At 64.1% G+C, this 17089-nt stretch carries 18 protein-coding genes; all 18 read left to right on the forward strand.

Annotation, left to right across the window (positions count from 1 at the left end; all coding sequences use genetic code 11):
- The first annotated feature begins 87 nt into the window (after nt 1-87).
- The 18 genes from R3C98_RS04805 (at nt 88) to R3C98_RS04890 (ending at nt 17079) form a co-directional block, all read left to right on the forward strand.
- Nucleotides 88-1002, forward strand: a complete 915-nt coding sequence (locus R3C98_RS04805) for a DUF2785 domain-containing protein (RefSeq protein WP_371312977.1) — start codon at nt 88-90, stop codon at nt 1000-1002.
- A gap of 69 nt (nt 1003-1071) precedes the next feature.
- Complete coding sequence (locus tag R3C98_RS04810; RefSeq protein ID WP_371312978.1) at nt 1072-2358, forward strand: glutamate-5-semialdehyde dehydrogenase; 1287 nt, start codon at nt 1072-1074, stop codon at nt 2356-2358.
- Nucleotides 2355-2951: a nicotinate-nucleotide adenylyltransferase gene (locus R3C98_RS04815; protein WP_371312979.1), complete on the forward strand. Its 597-nt coding sequence runs from the start codon at nt 2355-2357 to the stop codon at nt 2949-2951. The genes R3C98_RS04810 and R3C98_RS04815 overlap by 4 nt, the downstream gene beginning before the upstream one ends.
- Nucleotides 2948-3691 carry a ThiF family adenylyltransferase gene (locus tag R3C98_RS04820; protein WP_371312980.1) on the forward strand — a complete coding sequence of 248 codons (744 nt, stop codon included), beginning with the start codon at nt 2948-2950 and terminating at the stop codon, nt 3689-3691. The genes R3C98_RS04815 and R3C98_RS04820 overlap by 4 nt, the downstream gene beginning before the upstream one ends.
- A gap of 82 nt (nt 3692-3773) precedes the next feature.
- Nucleotides 3774-4769, forward strand: coding sequence for an alpha/beta fold hydrolase (locus R3C98_RS04825; RefSeq protein ID WP_371312981.1), 996 nt, complete (start codon nt 3774-3776; stop codon nt 4767-4769).
- Nucleotides 4770-4830: 61 nt separating this feature from the next.
- The gene (locus tag R3C98_RS04830) at nt 4831-5379 is read left to right on the forward strand and encodes a lipocalin family protein (RefSeq protein WP_371312982.1); all 549 of its coding nucleotides are present in this window, start codon (nt 4831-4833) and stop codon (nt 5377-5379) included.
- 51 nt (nt 5380-5430) lie between these two features.
- A complete protein-coding gene (locus R3C98_RS04835) occupies nt 5431-5895 on the forward strand; it encodes a YbgC/FadM family acyl-CoA thioesterase (RefSeq protein WP_371312983.1) in 465 nt (154 codons plus the stop codon).
- Between the two features lie 238 nt (nt 5896-6133).
- Complete coding sequence (tolQ, locus tag R3C98_RS04840; protein WP_371312984.1) at nt 6134-6847, forward strand: protein TolQ; 714 nt, start codon at nt 6134-6136, stop codon at nt 6845-6847.
- A gap of 4 nt (nt 6848-6851) precedes the next feature.
- Complete coding sequence (locus tag R3C98_RS04845; RefSeq protein WP_034761129.1) at nt 6852-7289, forward strand: biopolymer transporter ExbD; 438 nt, start codon at nt 6852-6854, stop codon at nt 7287-7289.
- Between the two features lie 16 nt (nt 7290-7305).
- Nucleotides 7306-8226, forward strand: a complete 921-nt coding sequence (locus R3C98_RS04850) for a cell envelope integrity protein TolA (protein ID WP_371312985.1) — start codon at nt 7306-7308, stop codon at nt 8224-8226.
- Nucleotides 8227-8248: 22 nt separating this feature from the next.
- Nucleotides 8249-9610 carry a Tol-Pal system beta propeller repeat protein TolB gene (gene tolB / locus R3C98_RS04855; RefSeq protein WP_371312986.1) on the forward strand — a complete coding sequence of 454 codons (1362 nt, stop codon included), beginning with the start codon at nt 8249-8251 and terminating at the stop codon, nt 9608-9610.
- A gap of 228 nt (nt 9611-9838) precedes the next feature.
- Nucleotides 9839-10384, forward strand: coding sequence for a peptidoglycan-associated lipoprotein Pal (gene pal, locus R3C98_RS04860; RefSeq protein ID WP_371312987.1), 546 nt, complete (start codon nt 9839-9841; stop codon nt 10382-10384).
- Between the two features lie 78 nt (nt 10385-10462).
- Entirely contained in the window at nt 10463-11023 is a 561-nt protein-coding gene (gene pal, locus R3C98_RS04865; protein ID WP_371312988.1) for a peptidoglycan-associated lipoprotein Pal, read from the forward strand.
- Between the two features lie 110 nt (nt 11024-11133).
- Nucleotides 11134-12186, forward strand: coding sequence for a tol-pal system protein YbgF (gene ybgF, locus R3C98_RS04870; protein ID WP_371312989.1), 1053 nt, complete (start codon nt 11134-11136; stop codon nt 12184-12186).
- Nucleotides 12174-13229: a tRNA lysidine(34) synthetase TilS gene (tilS, locus tag R3C98_RS04875; protein ID WP_371312990.1), complete on the forward strand. Its 1056-nt coding sequence runs from the start codon at nt 12174-12176 to the stop codon at nt 13227-13229. The genes ybgF and tilS overlap by 13 nt, the downstream gene beginning before the upstream one ends.
- Before the next feature lie 94 nt (nt 13230-13323).
- A complete protein-coding gene (gene ftsH, locus R3C98_RS04880; RefSeq protein ID WP_371312991.1) occupies nt 13324-15252 on the forward strand; it encodes an ATP-dependent zinc metalloprotease FtsH in 1929 nt (642 codons plus the stop codon).
- A gap of 406 nt (nt 15253-15658) precedes the next feature.
- Nucleotides 15659-16249, forward strand: a complete 591-nt coding sequence (locus R3C98_RS04885) for a hypothetical protein (protein ID WP_371312992.1) — start codon at nt 15659-15661, stop codon at nt 16247-16249.
- 236 nt (nt 16250-16485) lie between these two features.
- On the forward strand, nt 16486-17079 hold the full coding sequence (locus tag R3C98_RS04890) for an N-acetyltransferase family protein (protein ID WP_371312993.1): 594 nt from the start codon (nt 16486-16488) through the stop codon (nt 17077-17079).
- Nucleotides 17080-17089: the final 10 nt, after the last annotated feature.

The raw sequence follows: 17089 nt of genomic DNA on the forward strand, positions 1-17089 counted from the left end.
TTTATCAGGCCTGACTGTAGACGGATCTGACCGCTTGTCAGCCCGGTCACGGTAGGCAAACCTGCAGGAAAGACGGGAGCAGCCCATATGAGCCGAAACGTGCCTGTGTTCGTTTGCCTGATGCTGGCGGCCCTAAGTGCCGGACAGATGAAAGCGCATGCGCAGCCGCCTGCCTGCATACCGGCAGGTCTCGCCCAACTTTCCGAGGAAGACCGCGCGATTGCACTGGAAACGATCGCGCCGCGCAACATCGGCAAGTTCGCGCTCGATCTCATTCCCTGTCTCGAAGACCCGGACCCGGAAGTCCGCGATGGCTTCGCCTATGAATCCCTGAGCAAGCTCATGCGGGCTGGCCGTCTCAAGCCGGACATGCTGCAGGCGATGAAAGCGTCGCTTCTGTCGAACCTCGCCGCTGCCGATGAGGATCCGAAAGGCTTCCGGGGGCCGTTCGCAGCGCTCGTCCTCGCCGAAGTCGCCCGGACAGACCGTATCTCGCCATGGATGACCGAGGCTGAGCGCAGCGAACTGATCGCGTCCGCCCATGCCTATCTGGGAGGCCTGACGGATTATCGGGGCTTCGATGAGACTGAAGGCTGGCGTCATGGCGTGGCGCATACGGCGGATCTGCTGATGCAGCTCTCACTCAATCCGGCGCTCACCAGACCGCAGGCAGAAGCAATCCTCGCCGCTGTGGCGCTGCAGGTCGCACCGTCCACGCACGCCTATGTCTTCGGCGAAAGCGGTCGCCTTGCGGCGCCGGTCGTCTATCTTTCCCGGCGGGATATGTTCTCGGAAGAAGAGTGGACGGGCTGGCTGCTCGGCCTCTGGCCGGCGGATGATCCGCTCCGCCAGAATGTGTATGGCTCGGTAGCGGCCCTGATGAAGCGGCATAATCTCAATGCATTCGCCAACGAAATCTATGTCGCCTCCGCCGCGTCTGCAGGCGAAACGCCCGGTTCGCTTGAAGGACCGGCTTTGGCCCTTATGTCAGAGCTTCCTTAGCCTGCGCAGGCGTCCGCCGCTGCAGGCGGAACCCTTGCAGCCGCCGCGCGTTTGCGGCACTTGAAGCCCATGACTATTCAAACTCCCGCTCCGAACGCCGATCTCGCCGAAACCATGCTGCAACTGAGCCGCAATGCCCGGGCAGCGTCTCGCGCGCTCGGCAAACTGACCGCTGACGACCGTACCCGTGGCCTGAAAGCCATCGCCGCTGCCATTCGCGCCGCTGCGCCGGACATCCTGACCGCCAATGCCGCAGACATGGAAGCCGCCCGGGCCAAGGGCCTGGACGCGGCCATGCTCGACCGGCTGGCGCTGGACGAGGCGCGCGTGGAAGGCATTGCCAAAGGCGTTGAGGCTGTTTCCGGCCTGCCGGACCCGATTGGCCGGGAACTCGCCCGCTGGACCGTGCCGTCGGGCCTCGACATTGCGCGCGTTGCCGTGCCGCTGGGCGTCATCGGCATCATCTATGAAAGTCGTCCTAATGTGACGGCAGACGCTGGCGCGCTTTGCCTGCGCTCCGGCAATGCCGCGATCCTGCGCTGCGGCTCTGAAAGTGCTTTGTCGTCCCGTGCGCTCGTTGATGCGATGCGCGGCGCGCTTGAGAAAGAAGGCCTGCCGAAGGATGCGATCCAGCTGGTGCCGACGCAGGACCGCGAGGCCGTCGGTCATCTGCTTGCTGGCCTGGACGGGGATGTCGACGTGATCGTGCCCCGCGGCGGGCGCGGCCTTGTCGAACGTGTGCAGATGGATGCGCGCGTGCCGGTGATCGGCCACCTCGAAGGCCTTTGCCATGTTTATGTCGACGGTGCGGCAGACCCGGAAAAGGCGATCGCGATTGCCGTCAACGCCAAGATGCGCCGCACCGGTATTTGCGGTTCGGCCGAAACGCTGCTGGTGGATTCGGCGATTGCCGGCACGCTGCTGCCGAAACTGGCGGACGCGCTGAAAGAGGCCGGCTGCGAACTGCGCGGCGACGAACGCGCCCGTGCCATCGTGGCGGACATGAAACCTGCGACCGAAGAAGATTGGGCCACGGAATACCTGGCGCCGATCCTGGCGGTGGCGGTTGTCGACGGCATCGATGGCGCGCTCGCGCACATCTCCCGCTGGTCGTCAGGCCATACCGAAGCCGTGATCACCGAAGACCAGGCCGTGGCCGACAAGTTCTTCGCCGATGTCGACAGCGCGATCCTGCTGCACAATGCCTCCACCCAGTTTGCGGATGGCGGCGAATTCGGCATGGGCGCGGAGATCGGCATCGCGACGGGCCGCATCCATGCGCGCGGGCCGGTGGGCGCGGAACAGCTGACGACCTACAAATATCTCGTCCGTGGCAAGGGGCAGGTCCGTCCTTGAGGCCAGTCCGGTTACCGGGTCCTGCAAAGGGGCTGCGCATCGGCCTGTTCGGTGGCAGCTTCAACCCGGCCCATACCGGGCACCTCCATGTTGCCGAGACAGCCATGAAACGGCTCCAGCTCGACTGGGTCTGGTGGATCGTTGCGCGCGGTAATCCGCTGAAAACGGACCATGGCGACTTCAAATCCCGGTTCGCTTCGGCAGAGGCGGTAGCGGGGCATCATCCGCGCATGATCGTCACCGATATCGAGAAGCAGCTGGGCTATACCTATTCCTGGCAGACGCTGCTGACGCTGGCCGTGCATGCGCCACAGGCCGATTTCGTCTGGCTGATGGGCGCCGACAATATGGTCGGCTTCCATTACTGGCAGCGCTGGCAGGACATCGCCCGGTTGATGCCGATTGCCATTGTCGCCCGGCCGGGCGTCGGCCCCGGTGCACGCAACTCGAAATTTGCCCGCACCTTTGCGAAAGACCGCATTCCCGAAGACTACGCCCCGCTGCTGCCGGATATGGCGGCGCCGGCATGGGTCTATCTGAAAGGTCCGCTGGACAAGTCTTCCTCCACCGCCATCCGCGAGGCGAAGGCATGAGCCTGACCCCGGAAGAGCTGGACCGCCACCGCCGCCATATCCTGCTGAAGGAAATCGGCGGGCCGGGGGTGCAGAAGCTGCGCGCCGCAAATGTCTCCATCATCGGGGCAGGTGCCCTTGGCGGGCCGTGCGCGCTTTATCTGGCTGCGGCAGGCGTGGGCCGGATTGAACTGTGGGACGATGACCGGGTCGAGCGCTCAAACCTCCAGCGCCAGGTTCAGTTCACGGATGAAGATGTCGGCCGGCTGAAGGCAGAAATCCTCGCCGCGCGCCTGCAGGCGATGGATCCCTCCATCAATGTGGATGTGGTGTCCCGGCGGTTCGGCGAGGGCGCCGCGCCAGCAGGCAATATCCTGATCGACGCATCCGACAATTTCCCGACGCGCTACGCGCTGAACCAGCTGGCACACGCAACGGGGCGGGCGATGGTGCATGGCGCTGCGGCGGGCTGGAACGGGCAGGTGAGCGTCTTTGCGTCTGGCCTTCAGGCGGAGGCGCCGTGCTATCGGTGCTGGGTGCCGGAAACACCGCCAGACGCAGAAGCCTGCGATGAAGTCGGCGTCGTCGGCGCGCTGACCGGCATGACCGGCACGGCCATGGCGATGGAAGCCGTCAAACTGATCACCGGCGCGGGCAAGCCGCTGGTCGGCCGGGTCCTGCTGATCAATGGCCTTGGCGGCGAATCGCGCACAGTTACCTTGCGCCGCGATCCGGCCTGTCCGGTTTGTGCCATCAGGTGAGTCCCGGAATTGACACAGCAGGAGCGGGCGCGCTTACTCTGCGCACCTGATTCAGAAATCAACCGGGAGGAAGGAAACGGGTATGCGCCGTTTTCTGGTGGTTCTGCTGACCCTTGTCGCGATTTTGTCCGCTGGATGGTTCGCCCTCCAGCGCGCCGATATCGGCTATGACCGGCTAGAACTCGTCTATGCGAACTCGGACAGCCGCATCCTTCCCCTCGAGAACGGCCTGCGCGTGCATTACCGCGATGTTGGCCCAAGGAACGCGCCGGTCATTGTGTTGGTGCACGGATTTTCGTCTTCGTTGCACACGTGGGAGCCCTGGGTTGCAAACCTGAAGCGCGATTATCGCGTGATCTCGCTGGACCTGCCGGGCCATGGCCTCACCAATTGCCTTGAGGGCGAGCGGGTCGGCACCGAGCAATTCGTCGAGACGGTCGATGCGGTGACGCGTGCGCTTGGCATCGACACGTTCACCCTGGCAGGCAATTCCATGGGGGGCGGCGTGGCGTGGGCCTATGCGCTCGCCCATCCGTCGCGGCTTGAGGGTCTGGTTCTGGTCGATGCGTCCGGCTGGCCGGAAAACGCGCAAGAGGAAAAGACCGACCCGCTTGTCTTCAAGCTGCTGTCGAACCCGGTCGCCCGGCGCTTGATGAAGAACACCGACATGACCTGGCTCGTCCGTGACGGCCTGCGTGACAGTTTCGCCGATCCGGACCTGGCCACCGATGACATGGTCAACCGCTACACCGCGCTCGCCCGCGCGCCTTGTCACCGCGACGCACTGATGGCGCTGACGTCTGGCGGAGGGGACCGTGCCCGGGCGACGAAGGAAGCGCTGGCCAAGGTCACTGTCCCGACGCTCGTCCTGCATGGTGAGCAGGACAAGCTGATCCCGGTGGCGGCAGCACAGAAATTTGCCGACGCGATTCCCGGTGCCAAGCTCGTCACCTATGCCAATGCCGGTCACCTGCCGCAGGAAGAACTGGCCGAAGACTCAGCCAGCGACCTGCGCGCTTTCCTTGCAGGCCTGAACGCGTCGGAGACGGCGTCGACGGATCCGACCGAAGGCGGCTGATGCAGTCGCCGGGAAACCGGAGCGGGGTTTTGTGCGTATCCGGGGGAGAAGGAGATTTCCCATGCGTATCGCCGTTCCTGCCATCGCCGCCCTGATACTCGCGGCTTGCACCAGCCAGCCTGACCATCGCGATGAGACCGCCGCCCCGCCGACCGTGTCGTCTGTGGACCTCACGCGCTATGCTGGCCTCTGGTACGAAATTGCCCGCTATCCGAACTGGTTCGAGCGGGACTGTACGGGCGTGACAGCGGAATACGGCCTGAAGGATGATGGGACGGTCTCCGTCACCAATACCTGTTTCAAGGGGACGCTCGATGGAAAGAAGAAGGTGGCCGAGGGCCGTGCGCGTATCGTTGAAGGGTCTGGCAACAGCCAGCTGAAGGTGAAGTTCGCACCATCCTGGGTGCCGTTTGCCGAAGGGGACTACTGGATCCTCGCGCTGGAGCCGGACTATTCCGCCTCGCTCGTCGGCAGCCCGGATGGCAAGTATCTCTGGATCCTCTCGCGGACGCCGCTACTGGAACCAGCCATACTGGACACACTGAAGGCGCGGGCCGAAGACCTCGGATATGACGCAGCACCTCTCGAAATGACGGTCCAGCCAGACTAGTCCGGGCGCAACAGGGGTGACGGGTCACGCCGCCTCTGGTACGGCGGAACCATGAGCCTGCCTGCCCTTGATGACCGCAATTTCGACGCTGAACGCCAGCACTGGATCGAGGTCCGCGTCTATTACGAAGACACCGATTTCACCGGCATGGTCTATCACGCGAACTATCTTCGCTTCTTCGAGCGGGGACGATCCGACTGCCTGCGTGATGCGGGCGTGTCACATCAGGATCTGCTGAACCGGGAAGACCCGGCCGCCTTCACGCTGACCCGAGTGGCGGTGGACTACAAGCGTGCCGCCAAAGTGGATGATCTCCTGCAGATCCGTACGCGGTATCTGGGGCTCGACGGGCCGCGCTTCCTGTTCCGTCAGGCCTGCCTGCGGGACGGGGAGGTGATTGCCGAGGGCGAGATCACCGCCGTGATGATCCATGCCGATGGCCGCCCGCGCCGACCGGTCCGCGAAATGATGGACACGCTGGCTGCTTTCCGCTGGACTGGTGCGGAAACGGCCTGACTCGAATGGCGCGAGGCGGGCGAAATCGCGATGCCTCTTTCCCGTGCAGGGTTAATAAAATCGAACAAAATCTTAACCCTTCCCGCCTAGCCGGGAGACAAGCTGCGGAATCAGGGCGCTCTGCCGTGTTTCTGCCGGAATTGTTGTAGAAACAGGGGCACAACGCGCCCGTTCCCACGGGACGCTAGCCTTATCTGCGGGCTGCCGGCCTGCCATCTTCAAGGAGCACATTCGTCCTATGGAATCGGAAGCGATCGGCACAGCGGCCAGTAATACCGACTTTTCCCTGATTGCCCTCATTTTCGAGGCAGATCCCGTCGTCAAACTGGTCATGTTCATGCTGTTCCTGGCCTCGGTCTGGTCATGGATCGTGATCGGCGAAAAGCTCTTCTCGCTGGGCTCTGCCCGGAAGAAGGCCCGCCAGTTCGAAGACGCGTTCTGGAACGGCCGGACAGAAGACATCGACATGCGTCCGGGCTCGGGCGGCGCCGATGCGGCCAGCCGTGTCTTCCAGGCAGCGGCCCGCGAATGGTCGGATGCCCGCCGCGTGGCGCCGGGCTCTGGTGAAGCAACGGCTCTGGTCAACCGTGCGGAGCGCTCCATGCGCGCCACAATCGACCGCGAGCTGGGCCGCGCCGGGAACGGCCTCGGCGTTCTCGCCACGATCGGGTCTGCCTCGCCCTTCATCGGCCTCTTCGGCACGGTCTGGGGCATCATGAACGCCTTCCTCAACATCGCCGCCCAGCAGGACACCAGCCTTGGCACCGTGGCCGGCCCGATTGCCGAGGCGCTCTTTGCCACCGGCATGGGCCTCGTCGCCGCGATCCCGGCCGTGATTTTCTACAACAAGTTCACCGGCGACCTGACGCGCTTCGCCGACCAGCTCGACGCCTTCTCGCAGGATGTGCTGGTGCGCCTGTCGCGCCGCGCATCGGATCCGGGACGGGACTGATCGCATGGGCATGATCCTTGGCTCCGGTGGAAAAGGCGGACGGCGCGGGCGCCGGTCCCTGAATGCCGAAATCAACGTGACGCCCTTTGTGGACGTCATGCTCGTCCTGCTGATCGTGTTCATGATCACCGCGCCCATGCTGGTGCGGGGTGAGGACATCAGCCTGCCGAAAACGAAGTCCGGCCCGATCCAGACCGACCCGAACGATGCGCCGCTGGCGATCACGATCAAGGCCGACGGCGCGGTGTTCATCCAGAACACCGAGGTTCAGGTCGATACGCTCGGGCCCCAGCTGCAGGCGATCATCGGTGAAGGCTATGACAAGCCGATCTATGTGCGCGGGGACGAAGCGACGCCTTACGGCATCATGATGGAAGTCATGTCCGAGATCCGGGCCGCCGGTTACACGCGCGTCTCGCTCGTGACGGAACAGAAGAAATAAGGAGCGGCCGGCAGGAATGCTTCGCGGCCTGACAGTCTCCACGATCGTGCACGCGTCCGTCCTTGCGATGGCGATCTTGTCATGGCCGCATGAGAAGTCGGACTGTGACAAGATGATCGAGCGCCTCCAGAGGGAGGAGCCGGGCCTCGCGCCGGTCGATATCCTGATGCGCATCCCGCAATGCGCCAGCGCCATCGACGTGCCGATCGACTTTGTCGAGATCGGCCTCGTGACCGATATCGCCCCCGTCCAGAAGGCTGAGGAGCCGCAGGAGGAAGAGGAGGCCGTCCCCGAAGAGGTGGAGGAGGCGCCAGAACCTCCGCCGCAGGAAGAATCGGCCCCCGAAGAGGAAGAGGTCGTCATTCCCGACGAGGAGCCCGAACCTCCGCCGCCGGAGAAAAAGGAAGAACCCAAGAAGGAAGAGCCGCCGCCGAAAAAGGAAGAGCCGAAGCTGATCGAGAAGCAGAAGCCGAAGGCGACGGACGATCTCGATTTCCTGAATGAGTTCGAAGATATCCTGAAAGACAAGGCACAGGACGAGCGCCGCAAGCCGCGCGAGGAAGCGCCGCCTCAGATCAACAAGCCTGTGCTGAGCGATACGCAGGAAACCCGCCCCGGAGCAGGGGAGCGCCGCGGCAACACCGCTTCGCTGCAGGCTGCCATGCGCCGCCAGATCTATACCTGCTGGCGCGGTGTGTCCGACCTGCCCAAGGAAGACCAGATCGATGTCCAGATGCGTATCACGCTGAACCGTGACGGCACGCTGAAAGGCAATGTCGAACTGGTCAGCCCGCGTTCGCGTCCGATCGGCCGCTCCGGTATCGCCGTGGACGTAGCATTGCGCGCGGTGCGCAAATGTGCCCCTTACCAATTGCCCGAAGACGATTATGACCTGTGGAAAGACATCAATGTCACCGTCAGCCCAACCCAGCCCTAGAACCGTTCAAAGGAGGACGCCCATGACCCGCCTGCTGCTTGCCCTGGTGATGGCCTTCACCGCCGCCATCGGACTTGCGCCGACCGCCTCGGCCGAACTCAAAGTGCTGGTGGAAGGCAGCGGCAACTTCCAGCCGACGCCGCTGGCCATTCCGGATTTCGAAGTCCGCGGCGGCACCAACACGGATCTCGCCCGCCAGATCGCCGATGTGGTCCGCAACGACCTCGAATCGACCGGCCTGTTCGAAATGCAGAACCCGGCCTCCTTCATCCAGAAGGACCTGTCGATCGACGTGCAGCCGCGCTTCGCCGACTGGAAGATCATCAAGACTGACGGCCTCGTCGTCGGCGCGTTCGAAGAACTGCCTGACGGCAAGATCGCCGTCTCGTTCCGTCTGTGGGATGTCTATGCCGGCGATGTCATGCGTATCAACGGCCAGCCGGGCCGCCGCCTGACCACGACGCCGGACAACTGGCGCCGCATCGCCCACAAGATTGCCGATTCGATCTACACCCGCCTGACCGGTGAAGACCCGTACTTCGACACGCGCATCGTCTATATCGCAGAGACAGGCCCGAAGCTGAACCGTGTGAAGCGCCTCGCCATCATGGATTCCGATGGGGCCAACCAGCAATATCTGACACCGGGCACCAATACGGTTCTGACGCCGCGCTTCAGCCCGTCGGCCCAGGAAATCACCTACATGTCGTACGAGGGCGGACGGCCGCGCGTCTATCTCTTCAACATCGAGACCGGCCGTCAGGAATTGCTGGGCAATTTCCCCGGCATGACCTTCGCGCCGCGTTTCTCGCGTGATGGGGAAAGCGTGCTGATGACCCAGGCCGAGCACGGCAATTCCGATCTCTATATCATGAACCTGCAGACGCGGCAGTCGCGCCGCCTGACCGACCATCCGGCGATCGATACATCGCCGTCGATGTCTCCGGACGGACGGGCCATCGTGTTCACGTCGGACCGTGGCGGCAGCCCGCAGCTTTACATCATGAACACGGACGGATCGCCTCGCACCTGCCCGTCGGGCGGACGTGACGTGGCTTGCCGCATCACCTTCAACAAGGGCCAGTATTCGACCCCGGTGTGGAGCCCGCGCGGCGACCTCGTCGCCTTCACCAAGCAGCTGGGCGGCAAGTTCTATATCGGTGTCATCGGCACCGACGGCACCGGCGAGCGCCTGTTGACCGAGGCCTATCTGGACGAAGGCCCGGACTGGTCGCCGAATGGCCGTGTCATCGTGTATTTCCGCGAAAGCCGCCCCGGTGCCGGTCCTCAGCTCTGGTCGGTGGACCTTTCCGGACGGAACGAACACCGCCTGCAGACCCAGACCGAGGCCTCTGACCCGGCCTGGTCGCCGCTTCTGCAATAATCTGCTGATTAATCTACAGGTTTCGCCCCCGATTCTTCGGTCGGGGGCGTTGCTTTAGGGAGACAGCGCGAAAATCTTTGTGTAAAAGGCCACACGCAGCAGCTTGCGCCCGATTATTGCCGGAATTCGGCCTGATTGTGCGGGCACCACCGGTCGTTCGCCGGCTGCTGGTAATACAGAGGCCGTAAGGCGTCACCAAGCTCAGGACATCCAGGGGAGTCTGACTGAATGAAATCCTATCTCAAAATCTCCACAGCAGCCGCTGTGCTTATCGCCCTCGGCGCCTGCGCATCGCAACCCGAGCCGCCGCCGCCGGTTGAAGAAGCACCGCCGGTCGAACAGCCGGCACCTCCGCCGCCGCCGCCTCCGCCGGCTCCGGTCGTCGAGAATCTCGGCCCGACCCCGGGTTCGCTGGAAGATTTCCGCGTGAACGTTGGTGAGCGCGTCTATTTCGACCTGAACGAATATGGTCTGGACCCCGATGATCAGGAAATCCTGAAGCTGCAGGCCGCTTGGCTGCAGTCCTATCCGGCTGTCCGCATCATGGTTGCAGGCAACTGCGACGAGCGCGGCACGCGTGAATACAACCTCGCCCTCGGCGAGCGTCGTGCTTCCGTCGTGAAAGACTACCTGGTTTCGCTCGGCGTTGACCCGTCGCGCATCGACACGATTTCCTACGGTAAGGAACGTCCGATCGCTGCCGGTTCCGATGAAGCCGCATGGGCTCTGAACCGTAACGGGTTCACCCAGATTGTTTCGGGCACCAACAGCTAACGAAACATTCAAAATCAGCAATATGCAGCCGGGCGCCACCATGTGGCCCCGGCTGTTTTGTTTAGGAGCAGGGATTTCGTGCGTCCCCCTGTCTCTGTTTTCATCATGAAAGGCATGTCCATGAACATCCGCACCGCATCTGTTCTCGCAGGTGCATCGCTTGTCCTGCTTGGCGCTTGCGCGTCCAAGCCGGCCCCGATTACCGAAGGCACCACCGAAGCCGTGGTCGAAGACGTCCAGACCGTCGACACCGGCGCTGTGGACGACGGTAACGTCGGCCAGATCGCACAGGCACCCGCCCTCGGCGACCGCGTCTATTTCGACCTGAATGGCGATTCGCTCGACGGCGACGACCAGTCCCTGCTGAAACAGCACGCGCTGAAATACACGGCCGACCCGTCGGTCCGCATCCTCGTTGCCGGTAACTGCGACGAGCGCGGCACCCGCGAATACAACCTCGCCCTCGGCGAGCGCCGCGCGGCCACCGTGAAGGATTACCTTGTCAGCCTCGGCATCTCGCCGAACCGCATCGACACGATTTCCTACGGCAAGGAACGTCCGGTCTCGGCCGGCTCCGACGAAGCCGCCTGGGCCATGAACCGGAACGGGTTCATCCAGGTCGTTTCACCGAACAGCTGAACCCGGTTGCCCTTTCCGGGCTCCTGATTCAGAAAGTATTTGCAGCCGGGTGCCATATTTTGGCCCCGGCTGTTTTATTATGGTCCCGCAAACTCCGGAGACATTTGCTCATGTTCAAGACCCCGGCCCTGGCGCTTGCCAGCTTCCTGCTTCTTGCGGCGCCTGCTGTTGCCCAGCGCAGCGCACCGATCACGCAGGGCACGACGAGCCTCGACCTGGCTGACCAGATCTCGCAGGCCCGCCAGCTGAGCGCCGACACGAAGGTGCAGGTGAACGGCCTGTCCAGCGACCTGATGACCCTGACGGGCCGTGTCGAAACGCTGGAATTCCAGCTGCAGCAGGCGCGCAACGACAATGAGACTCTGGTCAACGACAACGAGGCGCTCGCCCGCGAGATCAACGCCCTGAAGAATGAGCTGCGCGCCCAGTCGCGCGCCATCCAGGACCTGCAGGCCCGCTCGCTCGGCATGGATCCGCCGGAAGGGGAGGCTGCGTCCAGCCTGTCCGACTATCCGGGCGCGGCTTCGCCGGATCCCTATGCCGCAACGACCGCGCCAGCCGTGTCAGCCCCGCCGCCACAATCCATGACCGGCAGCATGTCCCGCACGGCAGTCGTGGAACCGGAAACCTCGGGCCCGAGAAGCCTTCTCCCGCGCTCCGGCGCAACCGGCGCCGCGGAAAGTGTGACGACGGTCGATACGACACCGGCCTCTGCCGTGCCGCCGGGTGCACCGCAGGGCTCGCTCGGGACACTCCCGGCCAGTGCGCTGCCGGGTGAAGCCGGTCCGCTGTTCGCAGCGGCCAAGGCCAAACTCGTCCAGTTCGATTATGCCAGCGCCGAAGAGGCCTTCCGGGCTTTCCTCGACCGGTTCGGCAACGATCCGCAGGCAGGCGAAGCCCATTACTGGCTTGCCGAGTCGCTCTACCAGCAAAAGGCCTATGCCGAATCCGGCGCGGCCTACACGACCATGATCCGGTCGCATCCGGATGATCCGCGTGCCCCGGACGCGCTGGTGAAGCTTGCCCGTTCGATGCGTCTCATCGGCGACAAGGACAAGGCCTGCGTGGCGCTCGACACGCTGCCGAAACGCTATCCGAACGCCTCCGGCGTGACGCGTGACCTGGCTGCCGTCGAACGGACCCGGTCAGGTTGCGACAATTAGAGATCCCCAAAACCCCTGAGGGCCTGACAGAGTCGCTGGACAGGCATTGCCGTTTTGTTGCGGGGCCTGTCTGTGTTGCGGTCTCCGGGGGAGGGGATTCGCTCGCTCTCCTGCTGATCGCCGCAGACTGGGCCCGCAAGCGGGGGCGCAGCGTTCTTGCGCTGACGGTGGATCATGGCCTGCGCCCCGAAGCTGCGGCGGAGGCCCGTTTCGTCGCGGATGTGGCTGCCTGGTACGGGATCGCGCACCGCACTTTGTGCTGGCAGGCGCCTCGGTCCGGTCAGGCGAAGGCCCGCGCGGCCCGGCACGGCCTGCTCGCTGCCGCCGCCCGCGAAGCCGGCAGCGTGCTCATCCTGACCGCCCACACAGAAGACGACCAGGCCGAAACCTTTCTGATCCGCGCCCGCGCCGGGTCCGGCTGGTACGGGCTGGCGGGCATCCAGCCGCTCTCCCTTTCACCAGCAGAAGCGAGCGGCGTGCCGGTCTTCCTGTCCCGTCCGCTGCTCACCGCCTCTCGCGCAGACCTGCGAGACCTGCTGCGCGCCAACGGGCAGAACTGGGTGGAAGACCCGACGAACGACAATCCGGCCTATGAGCGCGTGCGTATGCGCCAGCTGCTCGCCGCCGACCCGTCCCTGCGCACGCGGGTGCTGGCTCTCCAGAAGCGGCTGCAGCTGTTGCGGAAGGTACAGGACAGGTCACTGGGCCGCTGGCTGTCCGGTGAAGTCGAGACCCGGCCTGACGGCACGTTGCGCGCGCCTCTGCCGCTGCCCGATGGTGAGTTGGGGGGGCGGGCCCTTGCCGCCTTGATCACGCTTGCCAGCGGCCGGACGCGGCCCGTCCGGTCCGATGCACTTTCCCGTCTCGCGCACCGCATCGCCCATCCTGACACGCTGCGCCCGGCGACGCTCGGCGGGGCGGCCATCTGGATCCGGAACGGACACCTGGAAGTGGGCGCCGAGCACGTCTTGCCGCCGGAACAGGTTAACGCAATCCCTGCACGCCTTTCGGCCATGGTCACCACCTGTTCAGGGGAAATGTGAGATAAAATGTCCACGGCGCAGCTAAAGAGTCGTTTTTCGGGCCTGGTGGCCCTATGTTATCTGTCGAGAAGCTTTCCAAACTGAGAGAGATAAAATGAACGTTCGGAACCTGGCCATCTGGGGTGCAATTGCGCTGCTCGTGATCGGAATGGCGGTCGCGATGGGCGGGAATCCCGAGACCGCCAGTGCCAAACGCGCAAAACTCTCCGAGATCTACACGCTCGTCGACAATGGCCAGGTCGCTGAAGCCACGCTGGGTGATGACCAGATCATCGTCAAAACCACCGATGGCAACACCATGGTCAGCGAGCTGCGCGCCCTGGACATGAGCACGCAGGACTATCTGCGCGATCACAATGTGCCGTTCACGGTGGACGCTGACAGCGGCCGCAACAATTTCGCTTCGCTCCTGTTCTCGATCCTGCCGATCCTGCTGATCGTCGGCTTCGTCTTCTTCATGATGCGCCAGATGCAGGGCGGCGGTGGCCGCGGGGCGATGAGCTTCGGCAAGTCGCGCGCCCGCCTGCTGACGGAAAAGCATGGCCGCGTCACCTTCGATGACGTTGCCGGCGTCGATGAAGCCAAGGAAGAGCTGCAGGAGATTGTCGAATTCCTGCAGGATCCGTCCAAGTTCCAGCGCCTCGGCGGCAAGATCCCGAAAGGCGCGCTGCTGGTCGGCCCGCCGGGGACTGGTAAGACGCTGCTGGCCCGCGCCGTGGCCGGTGAGGCGGGTGTGCCCTTCTTCACGATTTCCGGCTCTGACTTTGTCGAAATGTTCGTCGGCGTCGGCGCCAGCCGTGTCCGCGACATGTTCGAGCAGGCGAAGCGCTCTGCGCCGTGCATCATCTTCATCGACGAAATCGACGCGGTTGGCCGCTCACGCGGTGCCGGCCTCGGCGGCGGCAATGACGAACGCGAGCAGACGCTGAATCAGCTGCTGGTCGAGATGGACGGCTTCGAGGCCAATGAAGGCATCATCCTGATCGCCGCCACCAACCGGCCTGACGTGCTTGACCCGGCGCTGCTGCGCCCCGGCCGTTTCGACCGTCAGGTCACTGTCGGCAATCCGGACATCATGGGCCGCGAAAAGATCCTGCGCGTTCACATGCGCAATGTGCCGCTGGCCAAGGATGTCGACGCGAAGACGATCGCGCGCGGCACGCCGGGCTTCTCGGGCGCCGACCTTGCAAACCTCGTCAACGAGGCGGCGCTGCTGGCGGCCCGCCGCGGCAAGCGCGTCGTCGCCATGCAGGAATTCGAGGACGCGAAAGACAAGGTCCTGATGGGGCCGGAGCGCCGCTCCATGGTCATGTCCGAGAAGGAAAAGGAACTCACCGCCTGGCACGAAGCCGGCCACGCCATCGTGGCCATGAAAGTGCCGGCCGCCGATCCGGTCCACAAGGCGACCATCATTCCGCGCGGCCGCGCGCTCGGCATGGTCATGCAGCTGCCGGAAGACGACAAGCTGTCCATGTCCAAGATCGAGATGACCTCGCGCCTCGCCATCATGATGGGCGGCCGCGTGGCGGAAGAACTGAAATTCGGCGACGACAATGTCACCGCCGGCGCCGCGTCCGACATCCAGCAGGCGACCCGTCTGGCCCGCGCCATGGTCACCCGTTTCGGCCTGTCCGACACGATCGGCCCGGTGGATTACGGTTCCGATCAGGGCGATGTGTTCCTCGGCCAGCAGATCGTGCAGTCGAGCCATGTCTCGGAAGAGACCTCGCGCAAGATTGAGGAAGAGGTTCGCCAGCTGATCCAAACCGGGATGGACGATGCCCGCCGCATCATGACCGAGAGCCATGACGAATGGTCTGCCATCGCGAACGGCCTGCTCGAATACGAGACGCTGACCGGCAGCGAGATCACCGATCTCCTGAACGGCAAGCCGCCGACCCGTCCGGACCTTGGCGCCGAAGACACCGGCCCCGCCTCCGCCGTGCCGGTCATCGGCAAGCGCCGCAAGCCGAAGGATGATGGCGGCGAAGCGGCAGGCGACCCGGAACCGAACCCGGCCTGATCCGGAAAACAGATCAAGGACAAAGCCCGCCGGCGCGACCTCCGGCGGGCTTTTCTATTCGGCTGGAGCGGCGCCCCGGTCCGTCATAGTCCGTTATAGTCATGCCAAGTCATGCCAAGTCATGCATGATCATGCTGAAGTCAGATTTCGTGCGCTTCTGGTCATGACGGAGACGCGGCGAGGGACAGACCAGCGCCAATCCCTCACCTCCCACGCCCTTGCGGGCGCGGGTCCCTCCTCTCCCAAAGGGAGAGGGGTGAACCCGGCGCCGCCGCGAATCTGTTGAAATAATGAAAGAAAACCCCTCTCCCGCTCGCGGGAGAGGAGGGGGCCGCCGCCGCAGGCGGTGGGAGGTGAGGGCTCATCTCTATCCACCCCATAAACCCTTCATGGCACGTTCCCCGCCATGACCGACCGCACCGCTTTCCTCTCCCAGGCTTTCAACACGCTTGCCCGTGCCATCGCGGAAGCAGGCGTGAATGTGGACCTGTATAAGACACCTGAAACGATCTCGAAATCGGTGAACCGGCGCGTGCGGGCGGAGCTGAAGCGGCTGGCTGTGCTGCTCCGCCGTCTGATCTTCCTGTTGGCGCTGCAGATGGAGCTGGCGCCGCTGAAGCCGCGCGTGGGCAGCAACTACTACGAGCCTAAGCAGGAAGATGCGGAATACCGCTACATCTTCACCATGGTGCCTGTGCCATCCCGCCCATGCCCGTACTTCCTGAGAGGGCCGGTGACGCTGCCCGTGCCCGGACCCGTTCCCGCCGCGCCGCTGATCGCGCGGTGGCAGGCCATGCTGGACACGATGAAGCATCACAAGCGCCGGGCGCGCTGTCTCGCCCGTACGATCCAAAGCTGGCAAGCCGCTGGGGAGGCGCGCCCGCACGTGCCGCCGATCCCGAACACGCACCGCATGCCCGCGGCCATCGCCCTCGTGTCCGGTGGGCTGACCGTTCAGCTGCTCGACGCGCTGAAGGCCTGGCCGGATTCAAGCTGAACTCACGCACAATCAGGCATTTTGCCGGAACGCTGGGGCGTCTCCGGGCGGACGTGCTGGCGCACATGCTTCGGCTTTGCGCCGCAGCGCCTTTTCCTGTCACCTGGCCGGGATTCAAATTACACTCGCACATGGGAAACACAGCCCCGCTGCATTCCAAAGATTGCTGCACTGCAGCATTCTGGTTTCTAAGGGGCATTATTCGATCGGAGCTTCCAGGCAGGCGGGGACACGCAATGCCCATCAAACCGGTAGATATCGTCCTCTCGAACGGGGTGGAGGTTATTCTGCGCCCGGCCGGACCCGCGGATGAACCGCGGTTCGAGCATATCGTGGCGAACATGTCGGAAGAGTCGCGTTACCTGCGCTTTTTCTCCGGCGCCAAGGTCATTCCGAAATCGATCATTCATGCGCTCGCCGATGCCGACGGGCACCGGCACATCGCCTGGGCGGCGGCGCTGAAGAATGAGCCGGGCCAGCCTTTCATCGCGGCGGCGCATGCGATCCGGACGGCGAATGAGCTGGAAGAGGGTGAACTCGCCATGGGGGTGCTGGACGCCTATCACGCGCAGGGGCTTTCCCGCATGCTGATCGCCTGCGTGGCGCTCTGCTGTCATGCCGAAGGGATCATCACGCTGGAAGCCGAAACGCTGCCGGAGAACCGGAAGGCCAACAGCCTGTTCAAGGCGCTGGGCGGCCATGTGATCCGGCCAATGCCGCCGACCACGGTGTGGCAGTTCCATGTGGGCGAACTGATCAGCGTGCTGCGCGCGATGGAAACCCCGCGTGGGCTCCGCGAGGTATTCCGGATCAACGGCGCAGAAGACTGAAGGCTGGCGC

The organism is Hyphomonas sp. (assembly GCF_041398465.1).
GTDB lineage: Bacteria > Pseudomonadota > Alphaproteobacteria > Caulobacterales > Hyphomonadaceae > Hyphomonas.